1 protein-coding gene is annotated in these 1,693 nt (G+C 72.2%); it reads left to right on the forward strand.

Annotated features, from left to right (window positions below; genetic code table 11):
- On the forward strand, positions 1 to 1,399 hold a 1,399-nt coding region (locus tag D7Y13_RS41325; protein ID WP_244222468.1), incomplete at its 5' end, for an MATE family efflux transporter.
- Positions 1,400 to 1,693: the final 294 nt, after the last annotated feature.

The raw sequence follows: 1,693 nt of genomic DNA on the forward strand, positions 1-1,693 counted from the left end.
CCCGGCCACGGGGCTCAAGGGCCTCCTCGCCTCCCTGTGGCTGGCCGTGCGCGGGTCCACCGAGGACCTGGCGACCGGCCCCGTGGACCGCGCCTTCCTGCTGCTCTCCGTGCCCATGGTGCTGGAGATGGTGATGGAGTCCGTGTTCGCGCTGGTGGACGTGCTCTTCGTCTCCCGCCTGGGCGCGGACGCCATCGCCACCGTGGGCCTCACGGAGTCCGTGCTCACGCTCTTCCAGACCCTGCCGCTGGGGCTCGCCATCGGCGCCACCGCGCTCATCGCCCGACGCGTGGGACAGAAGGACGCCGAGCGCGCCGGACGCACCGCCGTGCAGGCCCTGGGCCTGGGACTCGCCCTGTCCATTCCCGTGGGCCTCGCGGGCGCCGTGTTCGCGCGCCCCATCCTCCTGGCGCTGGGCGCGGCCCCGGGCGTGCTGGAGCACGGCGTTCCCTACGCGCGGCTGATGCTGGCCAGCTTCCCCATCATCATGCTGCTGTTCCTCATCAGCGCCGTCCTGCGCGGCGCGGGCGACGCGACCACCTCCATGCGCGCGCTGTGGCTGGCCAACACCGTCAACATCGTGCTCGCGCCGCTGTTCATCTTCGGCCTGGGGCCCGTGCCCGCCATGGGCGTCCTGGGCGCGGCGGTGGCCACCACCGTGGGCCGCTCCACCGGCGTCGTGTATCAACTGCACCGGCTGCTCAAGGGCACCGGACGTCTGGCATTGCGCCGCCGCCACCTGTGCGTGGAGTGGGACACGCTGCGCTCGCTCCTGAAGCTGTCCGGCGGCGCCACCTTCCAGTACCTGCTGACCATGTCCAGCTGGCTCATCCTGATGCGCATCGTGGCCACCTTCGGCAGCGCGGCGCTCGCGGGCTACACGCTGGCCATGCGCGTCCTGCTCTTCGCGCAGCAGCCCACGTGGGGCCTGAGCCACGCGGCCGGAACGCTGGTGGGCCAGAGCCTGGGCGCGGGCGACACCGACCGGGCGGAGCGCGCCGCGTGGCGCGCCAGCTTCTACACGCTCGGCTTCCTCGCCGCGGTCGCGTTGGGCTTCCTCGTCTTCGCGGATCCGCTCATCCACTCCTTCACCACCGACCCGGAGGTGGGCCTGCACGCCACGCGCTGCCTGCGCATCGTCAGCTGCAGCCTGGCCCTCTACGCCTTCGTCACCGTGCTGCCCCATGCCTTCAACGGCGCGGGGGACACCACCACGCCCACGCTGGTGAACCTCGTCTTCTGCTGGGGCTTCCAACTGCCACTGGCGTGGTTGCTCGCCATCCCCCTGGGGTGGGGCCCTTCCGGGGCCTTCGCCTCCATCGCCATCACGTATGGCGCCCTGGGGCTGGCCAGCGCGGCCCTCTTCCGGCGCGGGCAGTGGAAGCTGCGGCACGTCTGAAGCCAGACGCCGGACCGAGGCCGGACGCCGGCTTCGGACACTCCACACGGTCCAGAGGCTGAGTTGAAAGCGCTCGCCCATGTGCCGACTTTCCCGGAACTCCCGCAGCGGGTGGAGCGCCCCCGGCGCCTCCAGACGCCGGGCGCTCCCGACATCCCGGAGCCGCCCCCAACGCGTCGCCGCGAGAGCCTGGGGTGAAACGGTCGAGGGGAAGGGGCGTTACACACATGGCGGGCAACGAGCGGCTGGGCGTGGCGATTGTGGGTCTGGGCGGGGCGGTGGCGACGACAGCGG

The organism is Corallococcus praedator (assembly GCF_003612125.1).
GTDB classification, from domain to species: domain Bacteria; phylum Myxococcota; class Myxococcia; order Myxococcales; family Myxococcaceae; genus Corallococcus; species Corallococcus praedator.